Genomic DNA, 20,105 nt, shown 5'->3' on the forward strand with positions numbered 1-20,105 from the left:
AGTGTCTGGGTTCATGGCGACCCACTTCACCCACTCGGCCCACATCGACGCCCGTCTCGAGACCGTGTTCACCTCGTACGGCGACGAGGCCTTCTGGCGCGACCGATTGGCCGCCATCGGCAGCCCCCGGGACACCCTGGACGACTTCGCGACCACCGGAGACTCCACCACCGTGACCATCACGCAGCACATCCCGGACGAGGACATCCCGGACGTGGCCCGCAAGGTCCTCCCCGGCCAGCTGGTCATCGTGCGCACCACCACCTTCGCCGACTTCGACGGCGAGCGGTTCTCGAGCTCCGCCCGCGCGGAGGCCGCCGGTGGACTCGGCGTGATCAAGGGCGGCTCGGAGGCCGTCAGTGAGGGTGGCGTGGTGGTGGAGTCCGCAACCGGGCAGGTCAAGGTGTCGGTCCCGCTACTGGGCGGCAAGCTCGAGAAGCTGGTCGTCACCCACCTCACCCGCTTCTTCGACGCCGAGACCCGTCACCTCAACCGCTGGACCGCCACGCGCTGACACGCCTGCCGACCTGGGGTTCTGCGATCCGGGCCGGCTTCGGCGACAATTGGCGGAATGCACCCGCGGCACGACACCCAGCGATTCCCCGCCCACGACCGACCCGGCGTCCAGAACGCCGAGACCCAGCAGTTCGCCGCAGCACCGGGTGGTTCCGGGTACGGCGATTCCGCGTCAGGGGATTCCGGAACCCCTGGAACCGGTCGCTCTGACCGGGCCGACTCCGGCGGGCGACGTCGCGGTCCGATGATCGCCCTGATCGCCGCAGTCGCGGTGGTCGGGCTGGTGGCGGGCGTGGTGGGGCTCGAGTTCGGCACCCGCAACGCGGTCGAGAACCGGATCCAGGACGAGGTCACGGCCTCCCTTGGCAGCCCGGCGCAGGTCGAGCTGGGCGCGCGACCGGTACTCCTCACGTACTTCGGCGGCGACCTGGGCAGCGTCCGGATCACCACCGACGGCACCGCCGCGGAGGGCTCGAACGGTCCCGCCCCGGCGATCGACATCGCGGCCGACGGGGTGCGCGCGGAGGGCGACCTGACCTACGTGGACTCGCTGACCGGGACCGCCTTCGTCTCAGACCAGGCCATGTCCACCGCGGCGCAGCAGGAATCCACCGGCGGGATGCTCGGCGGTCTCGTCCAGGTTCAGGAGATCGTCTCCGACCCGGCCTCCGGCACGCTCCGGGTCTCCATCAGCGGCCTGGCCGAGGCGGTCGTGACACCCAGGCTGACCGGCGGAAACCTGGAGATGGAGCCTTCCCAGGCCACAATCCTCGGTTTCCCGCTGCCGTCCGAGCTGCTCGGGGGCACCGTCTCGATGATGGACTCCGCGCTCGCCGAACTCCCGGAGGGCGTCCAGCTGACCGGGGTGCGCGTGGTCCCGGGCGGCATGATCATCGACCTCAGTGGGCGCGACGTCGTGCTGGAGGCGGCCGGGTAGCTGGTCGGGCGCGGCACACTGGGCGCATGCGACTGTTGCTCCTGGCCGACACCCACGTACCGACGCGCGCCCGCGAGCTACCGAGTCAGGTGTGGGACGAGGTCGACCGCGCGGACGTGGTGGTCCACGCGGGCGACTGGATGGATCTCGCTCTGCTCGACGCGTTGGAGGAACGTTCCACGCGCCTGGTCGCATGCTGGGGCAACAACGACGGTCCGGCGGTGCGTGAGCGGTTGCCCGAGGTGGCTCGAGCGACGCTCGAGGGTGTGCGTCTGGCGGTGGTGCACGAGACCGGACCATCGGCGGGCCGGGACACGCGCATGGCCGCGGCCTACCCGCATACCGACGTACTGGTGTTCGGGCACTCGCACATTCCGTGGGACACCACAGCGCCGGGCGGCGTGCGCCTGCTCAACCCGGGGTCCCCGACCGATCGCCGTCGGCAGCCGTACTGCACCTACATGACCGCGACCGCCGCAGACGGCGTGATGAGCGGCGTCGAACTGCACCGGCTTCCGCGGAGCCGGTAGATCCTGCGGGGCGGGGTCCGGGCGGCGGGCGGCAGGGTCCGGGCAGTGGGCGGCAGCGTCCGGGCGACGAACAGCAGGGTCCGGGCGGCGGGCACCGGACGGCGGGCGCGGGATTCTGCCACCCTGGGACGTATGACCACAGAAGCCACCATGCGTGCCGTCACCCAGCAGGCCCTCGGCGAGCCGGACGTCCTCGTCGTCGCCGACCACCCGCGCCCCGAACCGCGTACCAACGAGATCCTGGTGCGCGTCAAGGCCACCAGCGTCAACCCCACCGACTGGAAGCACCGCGAGAACGGCGGCTTCCTCGGTCAACCGCCGTTCGTGCTCGGCTGGGACCTGTCGGGGGTGGTCGAGGCCGTCGGAATCGGAGTGGCCCGCTTCGTCCCCGGCGACGAGGTCTTCGGCATGCTGTCCTACCCGTTCGGACACGGCGCCCACGCCGACTACGTGGCCGCGCCCGCGGCCTGGTTCGCCCCCAAGCCCGCCTCGCTCGACCACGTGCAGGCCGCCGCACTGCCCCTGGTGTCGCTGACGGCGTGGCAGGCGCTCGTGGAGTACGCCGACATCCAGCCCGGGCAACGGGTGCTGATCCATGCGGCCGCCGGCGGGGTGGGGCACGTCGCCGTCCAGATCGCCAAGGCCCGTGGGGCGTACGTGATCGGCACCGCCAGCGCCGGCAAGCACGACTTCCTGCGCGAGTTGGGCGTCGACGAGGCGATCGACTACCGCGAGGTGGACTTCGCCGAGGCGGTCAGCGACGTAGACGCCGTACTGGACACCATCGGCGGCGAGACGTCCACGCGTTCCCTGCGCACCCTGAGGCCGGGAGGGATCGTGGTGTCGATCCTGCCGGTGGGGTCGAACGACTTCTTCCGCGAGGCCGAGGAACTGGGCGTCCGGGCGATCCGCATGCTGGTGGACGCCTCCCGCCACGACCTGGTCTCCATCACCGAGCTGGTGGAGCAGGGCGCACTGCAGGCCAGGATCGCCGACGTCTTCCCGCTCGAGCAGGCCGCGGAGGCCCACCGGCTCGGAGAGACCGGCCGTACCGCCGGGAAGATGGTGCTCACCACCGACTGACACCCGGGGCAGGGGCCGGGTCCTGGGCCTGGGCAGCGGGATGCGCGCTCCGGTCGAGCCAGCGCTCGAGCGGATCAGCCCTCCGGTCGAGCCAGCGCCCGGGCGGATCAGCCCTCCGGGAAGCCCTCCAGAACGGTGCGGCTACCGCTCAGCCCCAGGCGGGTGGCACCCGCGGCGACCATCGCCCGGGCGGTGTCGGCGTCGCGGATCCCGCCCGAGGCCTTGATGCCGAGCTGCCCGCCCACCGCCCGGTGCATCGCGGCGACGGCGCGCACGCTGGCGCCGCCCGCGGGATGGAAGCCGGTGGAGGTCTTGACCAGGTCGGCCCCCGCGCGGGCGACTGCGTGGCACAGCTCTTCGATCCGCTGGTCCCCCGCCTCCTCGCCCAGCGCCCGGTGGATGGCGGCGGACTCGAGGATCACCTTGATCACGGTGGGCGGGGGCACTGCGTCGCGCATCGTCAGCACGTCGGCCATCACCTCGTCGACCAACCCGGAGATCGCGGCTCCCACGTCGATCACCATGTCCACCTCGACGGCGCCCTGGTCCACCGCCAACCGCCCCTCCATCGCCTTGACCAACGAGTGGTGCTTGCCCGAGGGGAAGCCGGCCACCGTCGCCACTGTCAGGCCCTCCGCCCGCACCGGGAGCATCGCCGGGCTCACGCACACCGCCTTGACCCCCAGTTCGCGGGCCTCGTCCACACAGGCCTGAACATCCTCGCGGGAGGCGTCCGGGGAGAGCAGCGTGTGGTCGATCATCGCGGCGACGCGGCGCCGGGTCAGGCCGTCCGTCGGCGTGGTCGGGGCGCCCTGCTGCGGGACGTTCTGCGGGACGTTCTGCGGGACGTTCTGCGGGGCGTTCTGGGAGGCGTTCTGCGGGGCGTTCTGGGGGGTGGCGTCCATACCGGTCAGCCTAGCGGGGCTCCCCTGCACCCCCTGCTGGCACAATGACCGTTCATGCCACGCCGCTTCGTCCTCTCACTGGGTTGCCCCGACCGCATCGGCATCGTCGCCCGCATCGCCACGTTCCTCGCCGAACTCGGCGGCACCATCGTGGAGGCGGCCTACCACGCGGACGAGAACTCCAATTGGTTCTTCACCCGGCAGTCCGTGGACGCCGAGTCGATCGGCATGGAGCTCGACGAGTTGCGCCGCCGTTTCTCCCGGGTGGCCGCCGAGCTGGGCCCGGAGACGGACTGGCACATCGCCGACTCCGGCGAACCCAAGGACGTCGTCGTCCTGGTCTCCAAGGAGGGCCACTGCCTGCACGACCTCATGGGCCGGGTGGACAGCGGCGACTACCCCGCGCGCATCCGCGCGGTGATCGGCAACCACGACACCCTCCGCGGGATGACCGAGGCGCACGGCATCCCCTTCCACCACGTGCCGTTCCCGACGGATCCGGCCGAGCGGGGGCCGGCGTTCGAGGAGCTGGCCTCGCTCGTCGACGACATCGACCCGCAGGCGATCGTCCTGGCCCGCTTCATGCAGGTCCTGCCCGATGAGCTGTGTGCCCGCTGGGCCGGTCGCGCCATCAACATCCACCACAGCTTCCTGCCGAGCTTCGTGGGGGCACGCCCTTACCATCAGGCGCACGTCCGCGGGGTCAAGCTCATCGGCGCGACCTGCCACTACGTCACCGCCGACCTCGACGAGGGACCGATCATCGAGCAGGACGTCATCCGTGTGGACCACGCCGCGACAGTGCAGGACATGGTCCGGCAGGGCCGCGACGCGGAGAAGCTGGTGCTGGCCCGCGGCCTGCGGTGGCACCTCGAGGACCGCGTCCTGGTGCACGACGCCCGGACCGTCGTCTTCACCTGAGGAGGCTCAGCCCCGGGAGAATCCGTGGCGCTCGGTGAGAAGGGTCTCGGCGGCGGACAGGAAGATCAGCCGAGCGGCCGCGCCGGCCCGGGGCAGTACCGACCGGACCCGCTTCTCGAGCACGGCCTGGTCCCACCCGGCCGTGCGGACTGTCTCCACGAGCACGGTGATCGCCTCGGCCGCCGTGCTCTGGCCCTCCATGAACAGTCGACCGATCTTCTCGATCCCCTCCTCGTCGACGCCCAGGACGATCAGGTCGCGCAAGAGCTCGGACATGTAGACGTCGGAGAAGAAGTGGTCTGCGGCACCCGGTTCGGTGACCAGGCCGATGGACTCCCCCACGTCGACCAGCTCCTCCGGCATGTCGAATGCGGCGACGGCCTGGGATTCCGACCGGGTGAGGCGCCTCCGGGACCCCGTGGGCCTGCGCTCTCCCCGCACACTCTCGACCTCGAGCAGCTCCGCGAGCGTGAACCCGTGCCGCTCGGCGATGAGCAGTTCCTCGATCGTGGCGAACGTGTATCCCCGGTTGAGCAGACGAAGGATCAGCTCGAGTCGGCTGCGGTGATCGGGCCCGTAGAGCGCGGTCCGCCCCTGACGGATGGGTGGCGGGAGCAACCCGCGTTCCTGGTAGACGCGGATATTGCGAACTGTCGCGCCGGAGGTCTCCGCCAGCTCTTCTATGCGCTGCAGCGGCGCGGACCCCCTGGAACTCACCTGCGTCTACCGCCGACGGCGGGCCTGACGTCCGCGAAGAACACCCCGACCGCGACCATCGCGACTATGCCGAGGATGCCGAACGGCCGGATCGCGAAGAAGAGCGCGGCGCCGGCACAGATACCGATCCAGGCCGGCTTGGGCCACTTGCCCTCGATCGAATACGCCGAGGCGGGCGGCAGGACGGCCAACACGAGTCCGACCAGCGCCCACACCACGAGAGCTGCCTGTACCGCCAACTGAATCAGGCCCCAGGTTCCGGGCAACGCATCTATCACGGTGGCCAGTGTAGTCGGCCCCTCCGACAGCACCGGAATCGATGTTCACGGCGTGGAGTTGACGCGACACCCACACCCTCGACGAGAACCGCCCCCGGCCCGCTCTCATCGAGCGGGCCGGGGGCGGTTGTCTGCGGCCTCAGCCGCGGTGACTCACTTGTTGCCGGAGGATGCCGGCTTGTCGGCGGACGTCGAGGACGACGACGACGCGGACTTGCTCGTCGAGGACGGCGACGGCTTCGGAGCCGACGTGGACTCCTGCTTCGGCGCCGCGGACGACGACGTGCTGGCCGAGGTCGAGCCCGAGGTCGACTTGGTCGCCGAGGTCGAGGTCGACGTCGACTTGTTGGCCGAAGTCGACTTCGACGCCGCGGCCGGCTTGTTCGCCGAGGCCGACGTGGACTTGGAGGCCGTGGTCGACTTGGCGGCGCTCTTGGCGGGCGCCTTCTTGGCCGGAGCCTTCTTGGCGGGCGCCTTCTTGGCCGGAGCCTTGCTGGCGGTCGCCTTCTTGGCCTGGGCCGTCTGGGCCTCGACCTTCGCGGCACCGCTCTGGACCTCGTCCGACACGGCGTACGCGGCGTCCTCGACCCTGTCGGCGGCCTTGTCGGCCGTGGTGCCGGCCTCCTCGGCAGCCTGACGGGCGGCCTTGGAGACGCGGCCCGCGGCCTTCACGCCGATCGAGCGGGTCTGGCGGGCGACCGTGCCGAGGGCGTCCTCGCCGAGCTCGACCTGCTCCTCCATCGCGCCTGCGGCGCGGGCGACCTGCTCGTTGACCCGGGCGAGACCGGCCTCGAGCTGCGGGTTCTCCTCGCGCAGGCGGGACACCACGTCCTCGCCACGGGCGGCGAGCCCGCCGTAGATCCCGGCAGCGACCTCGACGTAGGCGTCGGCGACCTTGCGCAACTCATCGGGACGGAACCGGTTCACCAGCTCCTCCACCTCGGACGGCAGCGCCTGCACGCGGTCGGGGACCTCGGTGACGCGGGTCTGCACGCCGGCCACACGCTCCGTGACCCGGTTCTGCACGTCGGAGACGCGCTCGTTCACCCTGGTCTGGGCATCGGTGACGGCCTCCTCCGCACGACGACGGAGGTCGGAGACCAGACCGGACACCGCCTGCACCGCCAGGTCGTTGACGCCGACGTAGGCGTAGACCGGGGTACGCACGGCGGACAGTGCCTGACCCAGCGGGCCACCCGGGGCGTTGTCCTTCGGGTTGGACTGCGACTCGGCCTGCGCTGCGGCGGCCTCGGCGGGGGTCTTCTTGGAAACGGGCTTCTTCTGGCTCATGTCGACTCCTTGATCGTTGTCATGCAGGTGTTCTGGGGTGGGATGTCACGTGGCCCTCCCGGGCCGCCGTCGGACGGGCTCACTGCACGTCGACGACCTGTTCGGCGGCGGTCGCGTTGTTGGACCGGAACGACTCGTAGATCTCCACGAGCACCTCCCTCTGACGCTCGGTGAGGTCGGGCGCGGTGAGGATGGCATCCCGCACCGGACTCCCCACCTTCAGTTCGAGGATCCCGGCGCGGGCGTAGAGCACCTCGGCGGACAACCTCAGACCTCGTGCGATCTGACCCAGTACCTCAGCGGACGGCTTGCGTAGCCCCCGCTCGATCTGACTCAGATACGGATTCGAGACGCCGGCACGCTCCGCGAGCTGCCGGATGGACACCTCGGCGGCCTCCCGCTGCGAGCGGATGAACGACCCGATGTCCTGCGACTCGGACGAACGTTTGTCGTCGTCACCCTGTGGGGCGACGTCGCCGTGACGGGGGACCTCGCCTGTCGGCTTGGCCCTCCGCGCAAGGGTCGCGGCGGTCGGCTCGACCGTCGGCGCGGAGGTGGACTCGGTCTTGCGATCGCGCTCCCGGCCACGTTTCTCGGCCATGGAGTCCACCTCCTCTCGCCGTCCGTTTCACGTCGTCTGCAGACAACGCTAGCAACGAGTGCTAGCTACAGCAAGCGGTAGCGGCGGTGTGATGGATCACAGGCGTGTGGACTGCCGGGAGGTGGTGCGCGTCAGAAGACGAGCAGGGTGAACTGGTGGATCACCAGGCCCACGAGGGCACCCACGAGGGTGCCGTTGATGCGGATGAATTGCAGGTCCTTGCCGGCGAGCAGCTCGATCTTCTCGGACGCCTCGTCTGCGTCCCACCGCTCGACCGTCTCCGCGATGATCGAGGTCACCTCGCCGGAGTAGTTCACCGCCACATACGCCGCGGTACGGGTCATGTAGTCGTCGAGGCGCGCGCGGACCTTCTCGTCGTCGACGAGCAGGTCGGCCAACCGACGCAGGAGGTCGTCGATCTTGACGCGGAGGGTCGAGGAGGAGTCCTCGGTGGCCTCGACGATCATCCGCTTGGCGGCCGTCCATGCGGACGCCGCGGCCCGACGGACCTCCTCGCGGTTCATCACCTCCGCCTTGAAGACCTCGAGCTTGTCCATGGTGGCCGGGTCCTGCTGGAGGTCCCGGGCGAAGTCCTCGACGAACCCGATCAGGGCGAGGCGGACCGCGTGCTGCTTGTCGACCTTGATCTGCCAGGTCCACTCGACCAGTTCGCGGTACGCGCGGTCCGAGAGCAGTTCGTTGACGAATTGCGGCGCCCAGGTGGGCGCCTTCTCGCGGACCCAGCGGTCGACGGTCTCCGGGTTGGCCTCGACCCACCCGTGGGCGCGGTCGGCCATGAGGTCGAGCAGTGGGAGGTGGCGACCCTCGTCGAGGAGTTCGGCCAGGATGCGACCCGCCGGCGGGCCCCACTTCGGCTCGGCGATCCGCGCGACGATGGTCCGCTCGATGATCGCCGTGGCGTCCTCGTCACGCAACACCGCCAGGACGGACCGGATGGCCTTGGCCGCCTGGTCGGAGGCGATCTCGCGGTGGGCCTCATCCTGTAGCCACTCACCCGCCCGCGCGGGGATCCGGGCGCTGCGGACCTTCTCGCTCACCATGTCGGGATCGAGGAAGTTCTCCCCGACGAAGGTGCCCAGCGAGGTACCGAGCTGGTCCTTCTTCTTGGGGATCAGCGCCGTGTGGGGAATTGGTATCCGCAGCGGGTGCCGGAAGAGGGCGGTGACGGCGAACCAGTCCGCGAGCCCGCCGATCATGCCTGCCTCGGAGGCCGCGCGCACGTACCCGGCCCAGGCCCCGGCCCCGTTGGCCAGCGAATACTCGGCAAAGAGGAAGATGATCCCGGCGACGACCAGGAACCCCGTCGCGACGAGCTTCATGCGGCGGAGGGCAGACCTGCGCTCCGCATCGGTTGCCGGGTCGCCCGCCATCAGAGCGGGCCCGCCCGCCGCGGTGACCGGGTCGAGCGTCAGTGTGCGTCCTTGCGTCCGTACTTGCGGAATCCGATCATGCACACCGCGAGTCCGATGACGAAGACGACGACGGTGGCCACGACCGCGGCCACGACCAGACCCAGGGAGACATCCATGTCGTCGGTGTAGAAGGCGAGCGCCGTGATGGGCAGGCCCAGCATGCTCATGGCCAGCAGCATGATGGCCGAACCGGCGTAGATCTCGGTGGCGTACAGCGGGTAGACCGGCGCCTCGTCGGTCGCGTACTTGGGGTAGTACTCCTCGACGATGGCGGCACCAGTGTGCTCGAGGTTCTGACCGGCCATGATGTCGTCCTCTTTCGTCTACTGCCGATCCCGGACTCACGGCCCGGGAGTTGCTTGCTCCGATTCTATTGGAAGCTCAGGTCCCGCGGGCAACCGCCCGGCGGATTCGTCGAGCCGCGGTGACCAGGTTGCGCAGACTCGGCTCCAACTGCCACGTGTAGCGGGTCTTGAGCCCCCCGTCCGGTACGGCCCACAGCCGCTCGACCCCCACCGCCGCCACCGCCTCGAGCAGCCTCTCGTGCAGCAGGTCGATGTCCGGGACGAACCCCGACCTCGACTCGTAGACACCGGGGGCCACCTGCCGGGTGAGGGTGTGGTCGGTGAGGGCGTCCAGCACCCAGTCGATCGACCGGGTCGCGACGATCGCGGTCACGTCCGCGTCCAGACCCTCGATCGCCTCCTTCATCACCTGCAGCGAGGAGTAGCTGAGGTGGGTGTGGATCTGGGTGTCCGGCCGGGCCCCCGCCGACGCCAGGCGGAACGTGGCCACCGCCCACTCGAGATAGCCTCGCCTGTCCGCTCCGCGCCGCGGCAGCAGCTCGCGGATGGCCGGCTCGTCGATCTGCACGATCGCCAGCCCCGCCTGCTCCAGGTCCGCCACCTCGTCGCGGATCACCAGGGCCAGCTGGGTGGCCACCTCGGGCAGCGCGAGGTCGGTCCGGGAGAAGGACCGTGCGAGCATCGTCACCGGCCCCGTCACCATCCCCTTGACCGGGCGGTCGGTGAGCGTCTGCGCGTACCCCGTCCACTCGACCGTCATCGGCGCGGGCCGGGCGACGTCCCCGTAGAGGATCGGCGGGCGCACGCAGCGGGACCCGTAGGACTGCACCCACCCGTGCCGGGTCGCGGCGAACCCGTCGAGCAGTTCCGCGAAGTACTGCACCATGTCGTTGCGCTCGACCTCGCCGTGCACCAGGACGTCCAGGCCGATGTCCTCCTGCAGCCGGACCACCGAGGCGATCTCCTCCCGCAGGTACTCGCAGTAGCGCTCGTAGTCGATCCGGCCGTCGGCCAGGTCCCGGCGGGCCCGCCTGATCTGGACGGTCTGAGGGAAGGACCCCAGCGTCGCGGTGGGCAGGACCGGCAGCTGCAGCCGATCCGCCTGCAGGGGAGCCCGCTGTGCGTAGGGCATGCGGACCCTGTCGTCGTCGTCGACCCCCGACGTCCTGGACCGGACGTCCTCCCGGCGCGCACTGGGCCGCACCGGCAAGGGTCGCCAGCGCGGAGTGGGGCCGTCGACGAGCGCGTCGGCCAGCGACACCACCTCCGCGACCTTCTGTTCGGCGAAGGCCAGCGAGTCCTCGAGTTCCGCCGGCAGGTCCACCTCGGCCAGGACGTCGTAGGGCACGTGCAGCAGCGTGCAGGAGGTCGACACCACCAGGTCCTCGAACGTGGCCTTGAGTTCCCTGAGGTAGCCCAGGACCTCGAACTTGTCCGTGCGCCAGACGTTCTGGCCGTCGACCACCCCGGCGTAGAGCCGCTTGCCGGCCAGACCCGGGATCGCCGCGAGCTCGGCGGCGGGCCGGTACCCGTGCACCAGATCCAGGCCGATCGCCTCGATCCCGGTGGCCGCGAGCGCCGGCAGCGCCTCGCCCAGGTCCCCGTACTGCCCCGTCACCAGGATCCGGGGACGCGTGGGGACCGCGGACAGGCGGTCGTAGGCATGCCGCAGCCGCTCGATCTCGTGGGGCGTGCGTTCCATGGTCATGCACGGCTCGTCGAACTGCACGCAGGTCACGCCGGCCTCCGCCAGCGTCACCAGCACCGCCTCGTACTGGTCGAGCACCCGGTCCAGCAGCGCGATCGGTCTGAAGTCGGGAGCGGCGGTGGCTGCGGGCTTGCTCAGCAACAACAGCGACACCGGGCCGGTGATCACGGGCCGGATGTCGACCCCCAACTCGTGGGCGCGGGCCACCTCCGCCAGCAGTTCACCCGGCCGCAGCCCCAGGACGGAGGAGTCCTCGAACTCGGGCTGGCGGTAGTGGTACGGCGTACCCTGCAGGGCGACCAGTTCCAGTGGCGCCATGTCCGCACGCCCGCGGGCCAACGCGAACTGGGTGTCCAGCGGGGACAGCCCCTCGACCAGGTCGCGGAACCGCTGCGGTACGGCACCCACGAGCAGGGCGTCGTCCAGGACGTGGTCGTAGAAGGAGAAGGTGTTGCCCGGGATCTGCGTGAGGCCGGTGTCCTGCAGATCCTGCCAGGTCGACTCCCGGATCCGGCGCCCTACGGCCAGGAGCTCGGACCGGGTGCCGTCGCCGTGCCAGTACCGTTCCAGCGCGCGTTTGAGCTCGCGGCGCGGGCCGATCCTGGGGTAACCCAGCACGCTGGACGCGCGGCTGAGCGCGAGGTGCGAGCGTTCGAGCTCCGAGGGCCCCGGGCGCGAGCGTCCGGCTTCTCGCCGCGAGACGCGATCCGGCGGGGCCACGGCGGTCAGCGGGCGGTGCGGGTAGCCGCGCGGGGGACGTCGTAGCGGTAGAAACCGTGGCCGCTCTTCTTGCCCAGACGCCCGGCCTCGACCATGCGCAACAGCAGGGGCGGCGGTGCGTACAGCGGCTCCCGGAACTCGGTGTACATCGAGTCGGCGATCGCCTTGACGGTGTCCAGGCCCACGAGGTCGGCCAGCGAGAGCGGGCCCATCGGGTGGGCGCATCCCAGCACCATGGCCTTGTCGATGTCCTCCGGGGTGGCGAAGCCGGACTCGGCCATCCGGACGGCCGAGAGCAGATACGGCACGAGAAGCGCGTTGACCACCGCGCCCGAACGGTCCGCGGAGTGCACCACCTGCTTGCCCAGGACCTGTTCGGCGAACCGCTGCGCCCGCTCGCGGACGGCCTCCCCCGTCTCGAGGGTGCTCACCAGCTCGACCAGCGGGAGCACGGGGACGGGGTTGAAGAAGTGCATGCCGATCACGCGCCTGGGCTGCGCGGTGCACGTGCCGAGCTTCATGATCGGGATGGAGGAGGTGTTGGAGGCCAGGACCGCCTCCGGATCGGTGACCACCTCGTCGAGTTCACGGAACACGGCCGTCTTGGCCGCCACGTCCTCGACGATCGCCTCGATCACCAACTGCCGATCGGCGAAATCCCCGAGATCGGTGGTGAACCGAAGTCGCAGGGCGGCCTGATCCCGCTCGCGTCCCGTGATCTTCCCGGAGGAGACCCCCCGGTCGAGTGAGGCCAGGATGCGGGACCGGCCCGCCGAGGCGAGTTCCCGGGTGGATTCCCACACCAGCACGTCGACGTGGGCGCGGGCGCACACCTCGGCGATCCCCGCCCCCATCTGTCCGGCACCGACCACACCCACGCGGGTGATCGACCCCTGGCCGGGGGCTACCTCGCGGGTGGTGGGCATGTGGGACACGTCCTTCTCGAACCGGGGGATCGGTCCGGGCGTGAGCCCGGGTGTGCGCCCGGGTGTGCGCCGGACACGACCGGGGGCCGGGGCCGCCTCGACGAGACGGCCGCGGCCCCCGGTGTGTTCATGTCATGGTGCTGGCCGCCCTACGGGAGGGCGACCCTGGGGGTCAGTGGAACTGACCCTCTTCGGTGGAACCCTTCAGCGCCGCGGTGGACGTGTTGGGGTCGACCGTGGTGGCGATGCGGTCGAAGTACCCGGCGCCGACCTCGCGCTGGTGCTTGACGGCGGTGAAGCCACGCTCCTCGGCGGCCTTGAACTCGCGCTCCTGCAGCTCGACGAACGCGCTCATCTGGTTGCGGGCGTAGCCGTAGGCCAGGTCGAACATGCCGTAGTTGAGCGAGTGGAAGCCGGCCAGGGTGATGAACTGGAACTTGAAGCCCATCGCGCCGAGCTCCTTCTGGAACTTGGCGATGGTCTCGTCGTCCAGGTTCGCCTTCCAGTTGAAGGAGGGCGAGCAGTTGTAGGCCAGGAGCTGGTCCGGGAACTCGGACTTGACGGCCTCGGCGAACTTCTTGGCGTACTCGAGGTCCGGGGTGCCGGTCTCCATCCAGATGAGGTCGGAGTACGGGGCGTAGGCCTTGGCGCGCTCGATGCAGGGCTCGATGCCGTTCTTGACGTTGTAGAAGCCCTCGGCGGTGCGCTCGCCGGTGATGAACGGGCGGTCACGCTCGTCCACGTCGGAGGTGATGAGCGTGGCGGCCTCGGCGTCGGTGCGCGCGATGATGACCGACGGGACGTTGGCGACGTCGGCCGCGAGACGGGCCGAGGTCAGGGTGCGGATGTGCTGGTTGGTCGGGATGAGCACCTTGCCACCGAGGTGGCCGCACTTCTTCTCCGACGCGAGCTGGTCCTCCCAGTGCACACCGGCGGCGCCGGCGGCGATCATGGCCTTCTGCAGCTCGTAGGCGTTGAGGGCGCCACCGAAGCCGGCCTCGGCGTCCGCGACGATCGGGGCGAGCCAGTTCTCGACCGAGGTGTCACCCTCGATGCGGGCGATCTCGTCGGCACGCAGGAGCGCGTTGTTGATGCGGCGCACGACGGTCGGGACCGAGTTGGCCGGGTATAGCGACTGGTCCGGGTAGGTGTGGCCCGAGAGGTTGGCGTCGCCGGCGACCTGCCAGCCGGAGAGGTACACGGCCTCGAGGCCGGCACGGATCTGCTGCACGGCCTGGTTGCCGGTGAGCGCGCCGAGGGAGTTGACGAAGTCCTTGTTGTTGACCTTGTCCCAGAGGATCTCCGCGCCACGACGGGCGAGGGTGTGCTCCTCGACGACGGTGCCCTGCAGCTCCGCGACCTGCTCGGCCGTGTAGTTGCGGGTGATGCCCTTCCAGCGGGGGTTGGTGTCCCAGTCCTGCTGGATCTCTGCAGCGGTACGTGCCTTGCCGACGTTCGACATCGCGACTCTTTTCTGTCTCGGGGGCGGAGCCGACTTCGCATAGATGCGAGTGCGGCGTCCTGTACTTGGAAAGAATGCCACACCCATCGCAGCGCGTCTACCTGGGAATTGTGCGAATCTGGCGAGTTTCCTTGCGTTGCTTGCAAACTTTGCGAAGAATGTGTGGCACACCACCGAGCCGCGGGAGCCGCATATGACCGCCAACCACATGGGTGCTCGCCTGCGCCGCCTGCGCGAGGAGCACGGCCTCACCCAGGCCGCCTTCGCCGAGACGCTGGGCCTGTCGTCCAGCTATCTCAACCAGCTCGAGAAGGACGCACGCCCGGTCACCTCCCGGGTCCTGACCCGACTGTCCGAGGAGTACGGCGTCGACTCGACCTTCTTCGCCTCCGACGCCGACACCCGCCTGATCGCGGAGCTCACCGAGGCCCTGTCCGACCCCCAGGTGTCCGCCGGGATCCCCGCGGGGGAGGTGATCGACCTGGTCCGTGCCCACCCGTCTCTGGCGCGGGCCTTCGCCGTGTTGAACCAGCGCTACCGCAACTCCGCGGATCTGCTGGCGACGCTCACCGAGAGCCGCAACGCCCTGTCCGACGAGGTGGACCACTTCGCGCTGGCCATGCCGCACGAGGAGGTGCGCGACTACTTCTACCAGCGCCAGAACTACATCGACTCCCTGGACATCGCGGCCGAGGAGCTCACCACCCGCATCCGCATGAACCGCGGTGACGTCCGGGCCGAGCTCGAGAACCGGCTCTCCGAGACCCACGGGGTGCGCGTGGTGCGCCGCGTGGACCTGCCCGACGGGTTGTGGCACCGCTTCTCCGCCCAGGACCGCCGGCTCGACCTGTCTGCGCACCTGACCGGCGGGCAGCAGGCCTTCCGGGTGGCCTCGGAGCTGGCCTTCCTCGAGCACCACGAGCTACTCGACGAACTCGTGGCCGACGGCGCCTTCAGCTCCCCCGCCGCCAGCGCCCTGGCCCAGCGCGGACTGGCCAACTACTTCGCGGCCGCCGTGCTCATGCCCTACCAGCGCTTCCTCGACACCGCCGAGGACTTCCGCTATGACGTCGAACGGCTGATGACCTTCTACGCGACCGGCTACGAGACCGTGTGCCATCGCCTGTCCACGCTCCAGCGCCCGGGTGCCTCCGGGGTGCCCTTCAGCTTCGTCCGCGTCGACCGCGCGGGGAACATGTCCAAGCGGCAGTCGGCGTCCGGAGTCCACTTCACCACCTCGGGCGGCACCTGCCCGCTGTGGAACGTCTACGAGACCTTCTCGTTCCCCGGCAAGATCATGCGTCAGGTCGCGGAGCTGCCCGACGGACGCCTGCACCTGTGGGTCTCGCGGACCGTGACCACCCGGCCCATGCGCTTCGGTCAACCACGCAAGACGTTCGCGATCGGCCTGGGCTGCGAGGCCCGCCACGCCCACCGCACCGTCTACGCGCAGGGGTTGGACCTCGCCGACGCCGACGCCGCCACCAAGATCGGGTCCGGGTGCCGCATGTGCGAGCGTCCCGCCTGCCCGCAGCGCGCCTTCCCGCCGCTGAACAGGACGCTCAAGGTGGACGCCCACCGCTCGGCGCTCTCGCCCTACCTGCTCGACGAACCCCACTCCCCGGGCGTCTCGCCTGCCCTACCCTGACGGCCATGAGCCAGCCGCACAGCAGCAGCGACAGCACCCCTCGGGACCCGGTACCGCCCCGCATCCGGCCCGGCGGGTTCCGTGAGCTCGGACCGGTGGGCTGGGCCGTCAACCGCCTCGGCGCCCGCGTCACCGGCAGCCGCGACGTGCACCTGTTCGCCACGCTCGGCCACGCCCGTCGACTGTTCCCGGCGTGGTTGGCCTACTCCGGAATGATGATGCCGTTCGGCGTCCTGGACCGCCGGACCACCGAGCTGGTGATCCTGCGTGTGGCCCACCTGCGGGGCAGTGTGTACGAACGGGCCCACCACGAGCGGATCGGCGCGAGGGTCGGACTCGACGACGACGAGATCGCCCGGACCCTCCAGGACCCCGCCACCGCCGGGTGGACGGATCGGCTCGAGGCCGTGCTGTGCTCGGTCGACGAGCTGGTGCGGACCAAGGACATCGCGGACGACACGTGGGCGGCGTTGGCCGCCCACCTCACCGAGTCGGAGCTCGTGGGCTTCGTGCAGCTGGTGGCCCAGTACGACGGCCTGGCCACCTCCCTGCACACCCTGCGGATCCAACCCGACCAGCCCCGCTGACCACTCCTGCCACCCCGCCCAGCCCCGCCGGGGCCGAGCCGGGGCAGGGCCGGGCAGGGGCAGGGCAGGGCAGGGCGCCCGGGTCGGGCACTGCGCGGGCTGCGCGCCGGGTCGGGCACTGCCCGGGCTGGGCGCCCGCCTCCCTGCTCCCCCTCAGCTCTCCGACGCGGAGCGCTCGGCGCGGGACAGGCAGGCGCGGGCCCGCTCGTCCAGCCCCAGCGTCAGGGTCTGGCCGGCGGGCACCGTCACCGGCTGCCCCTGCACGGTGCACGCGAAGTCCGCACCGTTGAGGTTGACGATCGTGATCTCGGTGTGGGTGCACCGGACCCGCACGTGCGTGCCGCGCACGGTCAGCCGGAACGTCAGCGCGCCCCACTCGGCGGGCACCCGGGGGTCGAACGAGATCACGCCCCGGTAGTCGCGCATCCCGCCGAACCCGCTCACGAGCGCCGACCAGACGCCACCCGCGGAGGCCACGTGGATCCCGTGGGCGGCGTTGCCGTGTACGTCCGCCAGGTCCACCACGAGCGCCTTGGAGAAGTGCTCGAACGCCTCGTCGCAGTACCCGATCTCGGCGGCGATGATCGACTGCACGACCGCCGAGAGGGTTGAGTCACCGGTGGTGAGCGGGTCGTAGTACTCGAAGTTGGCCCGTTTCTGCTCCTCGGTGAACTCGTCACCGCGCAGGAACATCGCCAGCACCACGTCGGCCTGCTTGAGCACCTGATGCCGGTAGATCACCAGCGGGTGGAAGTGCAGGAGGAGCGGTCGGCGCGGGTGCTCCAGGTCCTGGTCCCAGACCTCCTTGGCCAGGAAGTCCTGGTCCTGGGGATGCACCCCCAGCGTCTCGTCGTACGCGATCACCATGTTCTCGGCGGCTCGCCGCCACTCGGCGATCTCGCTGTCGTCGATCTTCAGGCGCCGACAGATCCCCGCCCACCGGCCGTCACCCAGTTCGGCGATGCGCTTGCAGGCGATGGTCGCGGCCACCAGGTTGAACCGCGCCATGGCGTTGGTGAACAGGTTGTTGTCCACCACGGTGGTGTACTCGTCGGGCCCGGTGACGCCGTGGATGTTGAAGCAGCCGTCGTCGGCGAAGAACCCGAGCGAGACCCACATCCGCGCGGTCTCGACCAGCACGTCCACGCCCTCGCGGATCATGAACTCCTGGTCCTCGGTGGCCCACAGGTACTTGACCATGGCGTGCGCGATGTCGGCGTTGATGTGGTACTGCGCGGTGCCGGCCTCGTAGTAGGCGGAGGCCTCCTCGCCGTTGATCGTGCGCCACGGGTACAGCGCGCCGTTCACGGACAGGAAGCGTGCGCGCTCGCGGGCCTTGTCGAGCATCGAGTACCGGAAGCGCAGGGCGTTCCGGGCGAACCGCGGCATCGTGTAGGTCAGGAACGGCAGGACGTAGGTCTCGGTGTCCCAGAAGTAGTGACCGGAGTAGCCGCTGCCGGTGACACCCTTGGCGGGGATCCCGTTGGTCTCGGCGCGGGCGGAGGCCTGGGCCAGCTGGAACAGGTTGAACCGGATGGCCTGTTGGGTCTCGGCCGGGCCGTCCACCTCGACGTCCCCACGGTGCCAGAAGTGGTCGTACCAGTCACGCTGCGTGCGGTGCAGCTCGTCCAGACCGCGGTCGCGTGCGCGGGACAGGGTGCGCGCGCACCGGTCGGCCAGCTCGCCCGCCGGAACCCTCTCGGAGGTGTGGTAGGCCGCCAATTTGGTCAACTTGAGCACACGGCCCGGGGTGACGTGGGCGTGGTAGATGACCTTGGACGCGTCGTCGTCGACCTCCACGCTCATGTCGACCTCGTCCTCGGTCTCGACTTCGTGGTCCACGGCCACGGCGATCGTCATCCCGGAGTTGGCACAGCGGTAGCCGTGCACGTGGTAGCCACGCTGCCCCTCGGAGACCTTCGGCTCGAGCACACGGTGTTCCAACCCGTCCGAGCGCCGCGGGTCGAAGCCCTCGGGCACGACCTCGGCGGAGTGGTACTCGTCCTCGCCGTCCTGCCGGTTGAGCACCTGCGAGGAGATCACCACCGGCGCGGTCTCCTCGGGCAGTTCGATCTCGTAGGTCATCACCGCGAGGTGCTTCTCCACCATGGAGACCATGCGGGTGGTGCGGATGACCACCTTCTTGCCGGCCGGCGTGCGCCAGACCAGCTCGCGACGCAGGATGCCGTCGCGGAAGTCGATGCTGCGTTCGTAGTGCTCCAGGTCGGCCTCGCTCACCCGGAGTGGCTCGTCGTCCACGTACACGCGGATCGTCTTGGTGTCGGGGACGTCGACCATCGTCTGGCCCTCGCGCGCCAGCCCGAACGCGTCCTCGGCGTGCAGGATGTGCCAGGTCTCGTGGAATCCGTTGACGTAGGTGCCGTGCGTGTGGGAGTCGCGGCCCTCCTCCGGATTGCCGCGCATGCCCAGGTAGCCGTTGGCCACGGCGAACTGCGTCTCGGAGACCCCCAGCGGGGAGGCCTTGGGGTTGGTCTCCACCCAGCGCCACGGGTCCGCGGGGTGCGTGGAGCGGTTGATCTCCGGCACCTCGAGGTGGCTGCGGAGGTTGACGCCGTACGTCGTGCGGATGTTGCCGGGGACGGACTGTCCGATGGTGTCGTGGACCGGGCCGCGCCCGGGGGGGACCGGGTTCATGACCGTGCCCCCGTCAGTCCGGGGATCAGCTCGGCCAGGTCGACGACGACGAGGTCGGCACCCTCCCGGAGCAGAACGTCACGGCCCGCGCCGCGGTCCACGCCGATGACATGCGCGAACCCGCCGGCGGCACCGGCCTGCACGCCCGAGACGGCGTCCTCGATCACCACGCAGCGCTCCGCGGGCACGCCAAGCAGTTCGGCACCCCGCAGGTACGTGTCGGGCCGGGGCTTGCCGGGAATGCCCTCGGCAAGCGCCACCAGTCCGTCGACGACGATCTCGAAGCGGTCCCGCAGTCCCGCCGCCTCGAGCACCGCGGTGGCGTTCTTGGAGCTGGAGACCACGCAGGAGGCGATCCCGGCGGCGTCGAGGGCGTCGAGGTAGGCGACCGACCCCGGGTAGGCCTCGATCCCCTCGTCGAGCAGCTCACGGAAGATGACGTTCTTGCGCAGACCCAGACCGGTGATCGTGTCCGCGTCGGCCGCGTCGTCGTCGTCGCCCTCGGGCAGGGTGATGCCGCGCGCGGCGAGCATCGACGCGATGCCCTCCACCCGCGGTTTGCCGTCGATGTAGCGGAAATAGTCCTCGTCCGAGTACGGGTCGATCCCGCGGTCGGCGAAGTACGCGGAGAACATCCGGTTCCACGCCTGCATGTGCTTCTCCGCCGTCGGGGTGATGACCCCGTCGAGGTCGAAGAGCACGGCATCAATGCCGTCATGGTCCATGTCGAATCCTGCTTCCGGGTCGGTGGGCCGATCGGGCTCGTCCGGTGACGCATCAAGGGTAGACACCCGGCCGTCGTACCGAACCCCTCACCTCCCCCCCGTGCGGCCCATCTCACGCCCGCGCGGGCGTGATGTGGTGTCCACCTCGCCTCCACGCG

19 protein-coding genes are annotated in these 20,105 nt (G+C 70.1%); 7 read left to right on the forward strand and 12 right to left on the reverse strand.

Features of this window, described 5'->3' with window-relative positions; all coding sequences use genetic code 11:
- The first annotated feature begins 13 nt into the window (after positions 1-13).
- From A6048_RS14600 to A6048_RS14615, 4 genes are all read left to right on the forward strand, one after another.
- Positions 14-514, forward strand: a complete 501-nt coding sequence (locus A6048_RS14600; RefSeq protein WP_107745611.1) for a DUF2505 domain-containing protein — start codon at positions 14-16, stop codon at positions 512-514.
- Positions 515-571: 57 nt separating this feature from the next.
- A complete protein-coding gene (locus A6048_RS14605) occupies positions 572-1,453 on the forward strand; it encodes an LmeA family phospholipid-binding protein (protein WP_107745609.1) in 882 nt (293 codons plus the stop codon).
- A 26-nt stretch (positions 1,454-1,479) separates the two neighbouring features.
- Complete coding sequence (locus A6048_RS14610; RefSeq protein WP_107745607.1) at positions 1,480-1,983, forward strand: metallophosphoesterase family protein; 504 nt, start codon at positions 1,480-1,482, stop codon at positions 1,981-1,983.
- 132 nt (positions 1,984-2,115) lie between these two features.
- Positions 2,116-3,066 carry an NADP-dependent oxidoreductase gene (locus tag A6048_RS14615; protein ID WP_107745605.1) on the forward strand — a complete coding sequence of 317 codons (951 nt, stop codon included), beginning with the start codon at positions 2,116-2,118 and terminating at the stop codon, positions 3,064-3,066.
- A gap of 107 nt (positions 3,067-3,173) precedes the next feature.
- Here the strand turns inward: A6048_RS14615 and deoC are convergent, their stop codons facing one another.
- Positions 3,174-3,827: a deoxyribose-phosphate aldolase gene (gene deoC / locus A6048_RS14620; protein WP_235027450.1), complete on the reverse strand. Its 654-nt coding sequence runs from the start codon at positions 3,825-3,827 to the stop codon at positions 3,174-3,176.
- 198 nt (positions 3,828-4,025) lie between these two features.
- Here deoC and purU point away from each other — a divergent pair, with 198 nt between their 5' ends.
- Entirely contained in the window at positions 4,026-4,892 is an 867-nt protein-coding gene (gene purU, locus A6048_RS14625) for a formyltetrahydrofolate deformylase (RefSeq protein WP_107745603.1), read from the forward strand.
- A gap of 6 nt (positions 4,893-4,898) precedes the next feature.
- Here purU and A6048_RS14630 read toward each other — a convergent pair whose 3' ends face one another.
- The 9 genes from A6048_RS14630 to aceA form a co-directional block, all read right to left on the reverse strand.
- Complete coding sequence (locus A6048_RS14630; protein ID WP_107745601.1) at positions 4,899-5,609, reverse strand: MerR family transcriptional regulator; 711 nt, start codon at positions 5,607-5,609, stop codon at positions 4,899-4,901.
- A complete protein-coding gene (locus A6048_RS14635; protein ID WP_162845650.1) occupies positions 5,606-5,887 on the reverse strand; it encodes a DUF2516 family protein in 282 nt (93 codons plus the stop codon). Before A6048_RS14635 ends, A6048_RS14630 begins: the two co-directional genes overlap by 4 nt.
- A gap of 153 nt (positions 5,888-6,040) precedes the next feature.
- Positions 6,041-7,177, reverse strand: coding sequence for a hypothetical protein (locus A6048_RS14640; protein ID WP_162845649.1), 1,137 nt, complete (start codon positions 7,175-7,177; stop codon positions 6,041-6,043).
- A 79-nt stretch (positions 7,178-7,256) separates the two neighbouring features.
- Positions 7,257-7,778, reverse strand: a complete 522-nt coding sequence (locus A6048_RS14645; protein WP_107746600.1) for a helix-turn-helix domain-containing protein — start codon at positions 7,776-7,778, stop codon at positions 7,257-7,259.
- 131 nt (positions 7,779-7,909) lie between these two features.
- Positions 7,910-9,118 (reverse strand): DUF445 domain-containing protein, encoded by a 1,209-nt coding sequence (locus tag A6048_RS14650; protein ID WP_107745599.1) that lies wholly within the window; start codon positions 9,116-9,118, stop codon positions 7,910-7,912.
- A gap of 89 nt (positions 9,119-9,207) precedes the next feature.
- Positions 9,208-9,516: a hypothetical protein gene (locus A6048_RS14655; protein ID WP_107745597.1), complete on the reverse strand. Its 309-nt coding sequence runs from the start codon at positions 9,514-9,516 to the stop codon at positions 9,208-9,210.
- Between the two features lie 76 nt (positions 9,517-9,592).
- Positions 9,593-11,842, reverse strand: coding sequence for a 5-methyltetrahydropteroyltriglutamate--homocysteine S-methyltransferase (gene metE / locus A6048_RS14660; RefSeq protein ID WP_107745595.1), 2,250 nt, complete (start codon positions 11,840-11,842; stop codon positions 9,593-9,595).
- A gap of 107 nt (positions 11,843-11,949) precedes the next feature.
- Positions 11,950-12,870, reverse strand: coding sequence for a 3-hydroxybutyryl-CoA dehydrogenase (locus tag A6048_RS14665; RefSeq protein ID WP_107745593.1), 921 nt, complete (start codon positions 12,868-12,870; stop codon positions 11,950-11,952).
- 172 nt (positions 12,871-13,042) lie between these two features.
- Positions 13,043-14,332, reverse strand: coding sequence for an isocitrate lyase (aceA, locus tag A6048_RS14670; protein ID WP_107745591.1), 1,290 nt, complete (start codon positions 14,330-14,332; stop codon positions 13,043-13,045).
- Positions 14,333-14,525: 193 nt separating this feature from the next.
- On the opposite strand from aceA, the gene ramB reads away from it, so the two are divergent.
- Positions 14,526-15,980 carry an acetate metabolism transcriptional regulator RamB gene (ramB, locus tag A6048_RS14675; protein ID WP_107745589.1) on the forward strand — a complete coding sequence of 485 codons (1,455 nt, stop codon included), beginning with the start codon at positions 14,526-14,528 and terminating at the stop codon, positions 15,978-15,980.
- Between the two features lie 5 nt (positions 15,981-15,985).
- A complete protein-coding gene (locus A6048_RS14680; RefSeq protein ID WP_107745587.1) occupies positions 15,986-16,567 on the forward strand; it encodes a carboxymuconolactone decarboxylase family protein in 582 nt (193 codons plus the stop codon).
- A gap of 153 nt (positions 16,568-16,720) precedes the next feature.
- Here the strand turns inward: A6048_RS14680 and A6048_RS14685 are convergent, their stop codons facing one another.
- Positions 16,721-19,222 (reverse strand): glycoside hydrolase family 65 protein, encoded by a 2,502-nt coding sequence (locus tag A6048_RS14685; RefSeq protein ID WP_107745584.1) that lies wholly within the window; start codon positions 19,220-19,222, stop codon positions 16,721-16,723.
- Positions 19,219-19,947, reverse strand: coding sequence for an HAD family hydrolase (locus A6048_RS14690; protein ID WP_107745582.1), 729 nt, complete (start codon positions 19,945-19,947; stop codon positions 19,219-19,221). The genes A6048_RS14685 and A6048_RS14690 overlap by 4 nt, the downstream gene beginning before the upstream one ends.
- Positions 19,948-20,105: the final 158 nt, after the last annotated feature.

The sequence above is a fragment of the Dietzia psychralcaliphila genome (assembly GCF_003096095.1).
Classification (GTDB): domain Bacteria; phylum Actinomycetota; class Actinomycetes; order Mycobacteriales; family Mycobacteriaceae; genus Dietzia; species Dietzia psychralcaliphila.

What these genes read in the sequence shown, in the direction of transcription:
- A6048_RS14645 (WP_107746600.1), bottom strand. Translation starts at nt 7,778, where the DNA reads ATGGCCGAGAAACGTGGCCGGGAGCGCGATCGCAAGACCGAGTCCACC.
- ramB (WP_107745589.1), top strand. Translation starts at nt 14,526, where the DNA reads ATGACCGCCAACCACATGGGTGCTCGCCTGCGCCGCCTGCGCGAGGAG.
- A6048_RS14610 (WP_107745607.1), top strand. Translation starts at nt 1,480, where the DNA reads ATGCGACTGTTGCTCCTGGCCGACACCCACGTACCGACGCGCGCCCGC.
- A6048_RS14665 (WP_107745593.1), bottom strand. Translation starts at nt 12,870, where the DNA reads ATGCCCACCACCCGCGAGGTAGCCCCCGGCCAGGGGTCGATCACCCGC.
- A6048_RS14605 (WP_107745609.1), top strand. Translation starts at nt 572, where the DNA reads ATGCACCCGCGGCACGACACCCAGCGATTCCCCGCCCACGACCGACCC.
- A6048_RS14650 (WP_107745599.1), bottom strand. Translation starts at nt 9,118, where the DNA reads ATGAAGCTCGTCGCGACGGGGTTCCTGGTCGTCGCCGGGATCATCTTC.
- purU (WP_107745603.1), top strand. Translation starts at nt 4,026, where the DNA reads ATGCCACGCCGCTTCGTCCTCTCACTGGGTTGCCCCGACCGCATCGGC.
- A6048_RS14640 (WP_162845649.1), bottom strand. Translation starts at nt 7,177, where the DNA reads ATGAGCCAGAAGAAGCCCGTTTCCAAGAAGACCCCCGCCGAGGCCGCC.
- A6048_RS14600 (WP_107745611.1), top strand. Translation starts at nt 14, where the DNA reads ATGGCGACCCACTTCACCCACTCGGCCCACATCGACGCCCGTCTCGAG.
- A6048_RS14655 (WP_107745597.1), bottom strand. Translation starts at nt 9,516, where the DNA reads ATGGCCGGTCAGAACCTCGAGCACACTGGTGCCGCCATCGTCGAGGAG.
- A6048_RS14690 (WP_107745582.1), bottom strand. Translation starts at nt 19,947, where the DNA reads ATGGACCATGACGGCATTGATGCCGTGCTCTTCGACCTCGACGGGGTC.
- A6048_RS14680 (WP_107745587.1), top strand. Translation starts at nt 15,986, where the DNA reads ATGAGCCAGCCGCACAGCAGCAGCGACAGCACCCCTCGGGACCCGGTA.
- deoC (WP_235027450.1), bottom strand. Translation starts at nt 3,827, where the DNA reads ATGATCGACCACACGCTGCTCTCCCCGGACGCCTCCCGCGAGGATGTT.
- aceA (WP_107745591.1), bottom strand. Translation starts at nt 14,332, where the DNA reads ATGTCGAACGTCGGCAAGGCACGTACCGCTGCAGAGATCCAGCAGGAC.
- A6048_RS14685 (WP_107745584.1), bottom strand. Translation starts at nt 19,222, where the DNA reads ATGAACCCGGTCCCCCCCGGGCGCGGCCCGGTCCACGACACCATCGGA.
- A6048_RS14615 (WP_107745605.1), top strand. Translation starts at nt 2,116, where the DNA reads ATGACCACAGAAGCCACCATGCGTGCCGTCACCCAGCAGGCCCTCGGC.